This window comes from Mycobacterium sp. UM_Kg1 (assembly GCF_000972925.1).
In the GTDB taxonomy this organism is placed as follows: Bacteria; Actinomycetota; Actinomycetes; order Mycobacteriales; family Mycobacteriaceae; genus Mycobacterium; species Mycobacterium hiberniae.
In genome coordinates, this window is sequence record NZ_JRMK01000175.1 from 1 (window position 1) to 7,097 (window position 7,097).

At 70.0% G+C, this 7,097-nt stretch carries 6 protein-coding genes and 1 pseudogene; 6 read left to right on the top strand and 1 reads right to left on the bottom strand.

Annotation, left to right across the window (positions count from 1 at the left end):
- The 3 genes and pseudogenes from LI92_RS23900 to LI92_RS18760 all read left to right on the top strand — a co-directional run.
- A pseudogene (locus LI92_RS23900) lies at nt 1-1,133 on the top strand (PE family protein); the annotation flags it as partial.
- 116 nt (nt 1,134-1,249) lie between these two features.
- The gene (purD, locus tag LI92_RS18755) at nt 1,250-2,518 is read left to right on the top strand and encodes a phosphoribosylamine--glycine ligase (RefSeq protein WP_046321636.1); all 1,269 of its coding nucleotides are present in this window, start codon (nt 1,250-1,252) and stop codon (nt 2,516-2,518) included.
- A 29-nt stretch (nt 2,519-2,547) separates the two neighbouring features.
- Nucleotides 2,548-3,168, top strand: a complete 621-nt coding sequence (locus LI92_RS18760) for a hypothetical protein (RefSeq protein ID WP_152665551.1) — start codon at nt 2,548-2,550, stop codon at nt 3,166-3,168.
- Between the two features lie 37 nt (nt 3,169-3,205).
- On the opposite strand, the gene LI92_RS18765 is transcribed toward LI92_RS18760, so the two are convergent.
- Entirely contained in the window at nt 3,206-4,033 is an 828-nt protein-coding gene (locus tag LI92_RS18765; protein WP_046321637.1) for an alpha/beta hydrolase-fold protein, read from the bottom strand.
- Nucleotides 4,034-4,122: 89 nt separating this feature from the next.
- Here LI92_RS18765 and LI92_RS18770 point away from each other — a divergent pair, with 89 nt between their 5' ends.
- From LI92_RS18770 to LI92_RS18780, 3 genes are all read left to right on the top strand, one after another.
- Nucleotides 4,123-4,740, top strand: coding sequence for a TetR/AcrR family transcriptional regulator (locus LI92_RS18770; protein ID WP_046321638.1), 618 nt, complete (start codon nt 4,123-4,125; stop codon nt 4,738-4,740).
- A gap of 116 nt (nt 4,741-4,856) precedes the next feature.
- Entirely contained in the window at nt 4,857-6,380 is a 1,524-nt protein-coding gene (locus LI92_RS18775; RefSeq protein WP_046321639.1) for a Re/Si-specific NAD(P)(+) transhydrogenase subunit alpha, read from the top strand.
- A 35-nt stretch (nt 6,381-6,415) separates the two neighbouring features.
- Nucleotides 6,416-7,097: NAD(P)(+) transhydrogenase (Re/Si-specific) subunit beta (locus LI92_RS18780; protein ID WP_046321640.1), on the top strand; the 682-nt coding region annotated here is incomplete at its 3' end.

The following is a 7,097-nucleotide window of genomic DNA, read 5'->3' on the forward strand; positions in this document are numbered from 1 at the left end:
CGGTCGGTCGTGCCGGTGCGGTCGGTGACGGCGGTGACGGTGGCGTCGGCGGGATGGGCGCGGCCGGTGTGCTCACGTCGAACAACGGCCAGGCCGGCAACGGTGGCAACGGTGGTGCCGGTGGCAATGCCGGTGACGCCAGTGGTCGGGCCGGAAACGGTGGCGCCGGTGGTGTCGGCGGTACCGGAGCGGCCGGCAAGGTGGACTACAACAACGGCCACGGCGGAGCGGGCGGCAACGGCGGTACCGGCGGGCAGGCCGGATCCGTTGGTCGCGCCGGTGTGGTCGGCGACGGTGGCGACGGCGGCGATGGTGGTGCCGGCGCTCATGGCGTGATCACGTTCAACAACGGCTACGGCGGCAACGGCGGCCACGGTGGTGCCGGCGGCAACGCCGGTGACCTCAGCGGTCGAGCCGGCGCCGGTGGCAACGGCGGTGACGGCGGCCATGGCAGCGAGGGGCAGATTGGCTACAACAACGGTTACGGCGGCAACGGCGGTCACGGCGGCAACAGCGGCCGGACCGGGACGGTCGGCCTCGCCAGCCGGGTGGGTAACGGTGGTGACGGCGGCGACGGGGGTGCCGGCGCCCACGGCTTCATCACGTTCAACAACGGCTACGGCGGCAACGGCGGCCATGGCGGCCTGGGTGGCAGCGCCGGAGGTGACACCGGGCAGGCCGGATCCGGTGGCAACGGCGGTGACGGCGGCCACGGCACCGCCGGCCAGATCGGCTACAACAACGGCTACGGCGGCAACGGCGGTCACGGCGGTGATGGTGGCGGCACAGGCGCCGTCGGTCGAAGCGGTGTCATCGGAAACGGCGGCCACGGCGGTGACGGCGCCGCCGGTGCAGACGGCGTGATCGACGTCAACAACGGCGACGGCGGTGCCGGCGGTGACGGCGGAGCGGGCGGCAACAGCGAACCCGGCGGCCTGAACGGTGATGGCGGCAACGGCGGCAACGGCGGCAACGGGGCGGTCGTCGACTCCAGCACCAGCAGAGGCGGCGACCCCGGCGACCCCGGCGTCGCAGGAGTGGGCGGTGCCGCAGGATCCGCCGGTGCTGCTGGTCAAGGCGGTAGCGGCGGCACCTCCGGCCAAAGCGGCCAGCCCGGCTACCCCGCGGGGTAAGCCGGGGCCGTCGGCGCGGGCGGGATCTCGGGCCGGAAACCGGTTCGTACCTTATATATCCTTTGTGTCGCGTCCCGCCGATGAACAGCGAGGCGATACAGAGAGGAGTGGCGCCCATGCGCGTCCTGGTGATCGGTTCCGGTGCCCGGGAACATGCGTTACTCCTCGCTCTGCGCAAGGACCCCCAGGTCGATCACCTGGTGATCGCTCCCGGCAACGCCGGTACCGCGGCGGTGGCCGAGCAGCGCGATGTCGACATCACCTCCGGGCCGGCGGTCGCCGCCTTGGCACGCGAGGTCGAGGCAGACCTGGTGGTCATCGGACCGGAAGTGCCGCTGGTCCTGGGCGTCGCCGACGCGGTACGGGCCGCAGGAATCGCGTGCTTCGGGCCGTCGCAGGACGCCGCTCGCATCGAGGGTTCCAAGGCGTTCGCCAAGGACGTGATGGCCGCCGCCGGGGTGCGCACCGCTCGATCGGAGATCGTCGACAGCCCCGCTGACCTCGACGTCGCCCTGAGCCGGTTCGGCCCCGACGCCGGGGAGGCGGCCTGGGTGGTCAAAGACGACGGCCTGGCCGCGGGCAAAGGCGTGGTGGTGACGGCGGATCGGGCGGCCGCCCGGGCCCATGCCGCCGGCCTGCTCGACAGCGGCCATCCGGTGCTGCTGGAGTCCTTTTTGGACGGGCCCGAACTGTCGTTGTTCTGCATCGTCGACGGTGCCACCGTGGTGCCACTGCTGCCGGCGCAGGACTTCAAGCGTGTCGGCGACGGCGACAGCGGACCCAACACCGGCGGCATGGGCGCCTACGCCCCACTGCCGTGGTTGTCTGCGCAGGCCGCCGCTGCGATCGTCTCTGACATTGTCGAACCCGTCGCGGCTGAACTGCTGCGGCGGGGCAGCCGATTCACCGGGCTGCTCTATGCCGGTCTGGCGATGACCTCGACCGGGCCGGCGGTGGTCGAATTCAATTGCCGCTTCGGCGATCCCGAAACGCAGGCGGTGCTGGCGCTGCTGGAGTCGCCGCTCGGGCAGTTGTTGCACGCCGCTGCCACCGGCGGACTGAGCGAGTTCGGGGCGTTGCGCTGGCGCGATGCCGCGGCGGTGACGGTGGTGCTGGCTGCGGAGAACTACCCCGGGCGCCCGCGCGTCGGCGACGTGATCGTGGGGGCCGAGGGTGACGGAGTGCTGCACGCCGGTACCGCCCGCCGCGAGGACGGCGCGGTGGTGTCGGCTGGGGGGCGCGTGCTCTCAGTGGTGGGCGTCGGATCCGATCTGAGCGCCGCGCGTGCCGAGGCCTATCGCATCGTCAATTCAATTCGCCTGCCGGGGAGCCACTTTCGCAGCGACATCGGCGCAGCTGCCGCTCAGGGCGCGATACAGATCTGACGCGAGTTGCCTACCGCTATCCTTGGGGCATGGCTGACCAAACTGAACCGGAGTCCACTGAATCCGAGAAAACGGATGAACCCGTAGAGCAGTCTCCTCCGGCGACGACCGAAGCCGCGGAGAAAAAGACCGAAGCCCCGGAGAGGCGGCGGTCGGCTCCCCTTCCCGCGCCGGTGCAGCCGAGCCGCGGCCCGTTGCTGATCGCCGCGGCGGTCGGATTGGCCGCCGGCCTGATCGGTGGCGCCGCGGTGGCCGCCGTGTGGCATCCGTCATCTGGCGGCTCTGCCAAGTTCAGCGATGAGCAGGCCAACGAGGCCAAGAAGGACGTCTGCGGCGCGGTCGTGCTTTCCCGTCAAGCGGTGGCCAACAACATGCACATGAAGAACCCGGAGCCGGAGAACCCGGTGGCCCAGCTCGCGGTGGCCGCCAACGCGAGGTTGTCGCTGACCGCGAGCGCCGCCTACCTGCGCGGCCGGTTGGAGGCCAACCCCGCGACGCCGGAAGACGTTGCCGACCAGGCCCAGAAGATGGCCGGCGGGCTTGAGCGTCTTAACCTCAGCTACCTCGTCGGGCAGCCCAATGCCGAACGCGAGCAGCTCGGGCACGACCTCGACACGCACATCACCACCCTGGGCAAGCTCTGCCAGTAGGGCCCGGCGACCCGCAGGCCGCCAGACCGGAAACGGTCTAGGCGGCCAGCAGCGGTGCCAGCCAGGTCAATTCGGCGGGCAACTGCGAACTCCAGTAAGACCCGTCGTGGCCGCCGGGGGAGAAACCCCCGGCGGGCGGGTTGGGCAACTGGGCGATGAATGCCTGGGTGGCCGAGTAGAACGGGTCGTCGTTGCCGCAGTCCACCCGGAGCGGGATCGAACCCAACGCCGGCATTCCGAACACCGAGTTCGCGGCGAAGTCCGCTGCCCCGTCGAACGCGCCCGGGGCGCTGGCCCCGGGCGACAGCCACAGCGCGGGGCTGACCGCGCAAATGGCCGCGGTCCGGCGCGGGCCGAGTCGGCCGCCCAGCAACAAGGCGCCGTAACCGCCCATCGACCAGCCGATGAAACCCACCCGGGAGGTGTCCAAGCCCTGCTCGGCCAGCAGCGGCAACAACTCGTCGGTCACCATCGCCCCGGAGTCCTCCCCGGACGCGCGGCGATGCCAGTAGCTTCCGCCGCCGTCGACGGCCACCACCGCGAACGCGGGGAGCCCCGCATCGACTGCTTGTGCCAGCCCGTGCTCGACGCCGCCGGCCATCACGGTTTCCGCGTCACTACCCTTGCCGTGCAGGGCGATCAGCGGACGCAGCGCGCCGGTCTGACCGGGCGGCCGGGCGATTGCCCAGTTGGTGGTGATCCCACCGCGCGCCGCCGAGGTGAACGAACCCCGGACCATGGTCGGTGCGGTCTGCAGCGGGGCGGCCCATGTCCGCGGCTGCAGCAGCGCGCTCGCGCCCAGCGCGCCCGCGGTGCCCATCGTGGCCGCCATGCGCAGCACCGCGCGTCGGTTCAACTCCGGCATTGGGTCATCATGCCAGCGGGTGCGGTTTGATTCGAAAAGCCGAAACGCATGATGCGGCACCAGCCGGGCTGGCAGCATCTTTAGGCGTGATGACAGCAGTGACGCCCAAGGGTGAACGGCGACGGTACGCGCTGATCAGCGCCGCCGCCGAGCTGCTGCGCGAAGGTGGATTCGATGCGGTACGCCACCGTGCCGTGGCGCGACGGGCCGGTCTGCCGCTGGCATCGACGACGTACTACTTCTCCTCGCTCGACGACCTGATCGCCCACGCGGTGGAACACATCGGGATGTTGGAACTGGCCCAACTGCGCGCCCGGATCACCGACCTGTCCCGGCGTCGGCGCAGCGCCGAAACCACCGCGGACATCCTGGTGGAGTTGCTGGTCGGTCACGACGGGGACGGGCAGATCGACGAGCAGCTGATCTCCCGCTACGAGCGCTACATCGTGTGCTCGCGGCACCCGGCGCTGCGCGACATTCAGCGTCGCATCCTGCATCAACGCTCCGAGGCGGTCACCGAAGCTGTCGAACGCTCCGGCCGGATCGCGCGGGTCGAGATGGCCTATGCCCTGGTCTGCATGGTCGACGGCGCGGTGATGGCGGCGCTGGTCGATGACCTGCAGGGGCCGCGGGCGGCCGCCCGAGCTGCCGTCCTCGACGTCATCGACGTGCTGGTGCCGCTGGATCAGCGCGCGGTGTCGGCCTGATTCGGCTGCGCGGTATGCTGCGGCGATCCCTTTGTCGGATTTTTGTAACCTCCAGTTAACAAGGGGAGTCAGCCGCCCGAAGATGGCGGAGAGATGCGAAGGTGGAGAGCCCTGTCATGAATATCGGTGTCCTAGCCGAGGCGCAGCCCGGTGAGACGCGTGTGTCGGCGACGCCGACGACAGTCGCTGCGCTGATCAAGCTCGGTTACGACGTCGTAGTGGATTCCGGGGCCGGCGAGGCCTCGTCCTTTTCCGACGCGGCCTACACCGAGGCCGGCGCCACCATCGGTGATGCGCGCAGCGCAGACATCGTTTTCGGCGTCAATGCCCCGTCTGCCGAGCAGCTCGACGGGATGAAGCCGGGCGCGACCCTGGTCAGCCTGCTCGCGCCGGCGCTGAACCCCGACCGGGTCGAGGATCTGGCTCGCCGGCCCATCACCGCCCTGTCGATGGACGCCGTGCCCCGGATCTCGCGTGCGCAGTCGCTGGACGTGCTGAGCTCGATGGCCAACATCGCCGGCTACCGTGCCGTGGTCGAAGCGGCCCACGTTTTCGGCCGGTTCTTCACCGGTCAGGTGACCGCGGCGGGCAAGGTGCCGCCGGCCAAGGTTCTGGTGGTGGGCGCTGGGGTGGCGGGCCTGGCCGCGATCGGGGCCGCCGGCAGCCTGGGCGCCATCGTGCGGGCCACCGACCCCCGCCCGGAGGTAGCCGACCAGGTTCGCTCGCTCGGCGGTGAGTACCTGTCGATCGAGTCGACTGAGACCGAGGTGTCGGCCACCGGCTACGCCAAGGAGATGAGCGACGACTACAAGGCCCGCGAGGCACAGCTCTACGCCGAGCAGTGCGCCGACGTTGACATCATCATCACCACGGCGCTCATCCCGGGTAAGCCCGCCCCGCGGATCATCACCGCCGACATGGTGGCGTCGATGAAGCCGGGCAGCGTGATCGTCGACATGGCCGCGGCCAACGGCGGCAACGTGGAGGGCACCGTCAAAGACCAGGCGATCGTCACCGACAACGGCGTGACGATCATCGGCTACACCGACTTGGCCGGCCGGTTGCCCGCGCAGGCATCGCAGCTCTACGGCACCAACCTGGTGAACCTGATGAAGCTGATGACCCCCGGCAAGGACGGCCAGCTGGTGCTGGACTTCGACGACGTGGTGCAGCGGTCGATGACCGTCGTGCGCGACGGCGAGTCCACCTGGCCGCCGCCACCGGTTCAGGTCTCGGCCGCACCGGCCAAGGCCGCCGAAGCCCCGGTGCCCGCCCAGACGGCCAAGGAGCCGATGTCGGCGGGCCGTCGGCTGGGCCTGGTGGTGGGCGCTGCTGCGGTGCTGTTCACGCTGGTCGCCCTGGCGCCCGCGGCGCTGCAGGTGCATCTGACCGTCTTCGCGCTGGCGATCGTGATCGGCTACTACGTCATCGGGCACGTGCACCACGCGCTGCACACGCCGCTGATGTCGGTGACGAATGCGATCTCGGGAATCATCGTGGTGGGCGCGCTGCTGCAGATCGGCCACGAAGACCCGGTCATCACGAGTTTGGCCGCCGCGGCGATCCTGCTGGCCAGCATCAACATCTTCGGTGGTTTTGCGGTGACCCGCCGCATGCTCGCCATGTTCTCCCGCAGCTAGGCGCTGCGCACCCCGACTTGGAGTAGACCCCGCTTATGTTTTCAGTTGAGACCGCCGCCTCGGCGGCGTACATCGTCGCGGCCCTGCTGTTCATCCTGGCCCTGGCCGGGTTGAGCAAGCACGAGACGTCCAAGGCCGGCAACAGCTTCGGCATCCTGGGGATGGCGGTTGCGCTGGCCGCGACCATCACTTTGGCGGTGCACCACGGCATCCCCTCGGTGGGCCTGGCGCTGTTGATCGGCGCGACCGTGGTGGGCGCGGCGATCGGACTGTGGCGGGCCAGGGTCGTCGAGATGACCGGCATGCCCGAGCTGATCGCGCTGTTGCACTCGTTCGTCGGTTTGGCCGCCGTGCTGGTCGGCTGGAACGGCTACCTGCACGTCGAGGCCGCGCGGAACGGGCCGGATGCGCAGGAGCTGGCGGCGTCGGGCTTGCTCGGGATTCACTCGGCCGAGGTCTTCATCGGGGTGTTCATCGGTGCGGTCACCTTCACCGGCTCGATCGTGGCCAACCTCAAACTGTCGGGGCGGATGAAGTCCAACCCGCTGATGCTGCCCGGCAAGAACTTCCTCAACGTCGGCGCCCTGGTCGGGTTCGTCGCGCTGACGGTGTGGTTCGTCTACGAGCCGCAGTTGTGGCTGCTGATCGCCGTGACGGTGCTGGCGCTGGCGCTGGGCTGGCACCTGGTGGCCTCTATCGGCGGCGGGGACATGCCGG